The sequence below is a fragment of the Bradyrhizobium sp. NBAIM08 genome (assembly GCF_020193935.1).
Lineage (GTDB): Bacteria > Pseudomonadota > Alphaproteobacteria > Rhizobiales > Xanthobacteraceae > Bradyrhizobium > Bradyrhizobium yuanmingense.
On sequence record NZ_JADYVR010000842.1, the window covers coordinates 1 to 411 of the forward strand.

A 411-nucleotide genomic window follows, 5' to 3' on the forward strand; every position below is an offset into this window, starting at 1 on the left:
CGCCCACGATCGTGCTCAATCCGTTCGGAAAATCATTCAAGTCCGGCCCGAGACCGGCAATCTCAGCGGCGCGCCGCACTTCTTCATCCGTGGCGTCCGGAACGGCGAACGCGATATTCTCGCCCACGGTCGCGCTGAACAGGAACGTCTCTTGAGGGACAAACCCGATCTGCCTTCGCAGATCCTCGACGGGTAGATCGCGCAAGTCGATCCCGTCGATGGCGACCCGCCCCGAGGAAGGATCGAGCAGCCTCGGAATGAGGTTGAGCAGCGTCGTCTTGCCGCTGCCCGTGTGCCCCACGATCGCAACCGTCGAGCCGCCCGGGATCCGCAGGTTCACGTGATCCAGTGCCTTGCCGGCCGGGTACTCGATCGTGACGCCGCTGAACTCGATCTCGCCCCGCAGTGGAT

1 protein-coding gene is annotated in these 411 nt (G+C 64.0%); it reads right to left on the reverse strand.

Going from position 1 to position 411, the window contains the following annotated elements; all coding sequences use genetic code 11:
• On the reverse strand, positions 1 to 411 hold a 411-nt coding region (locus I6F37_RS42330; protein WP_225154724.1), incomplete at both ends, for an ATP-binding cassette domain-containing protein.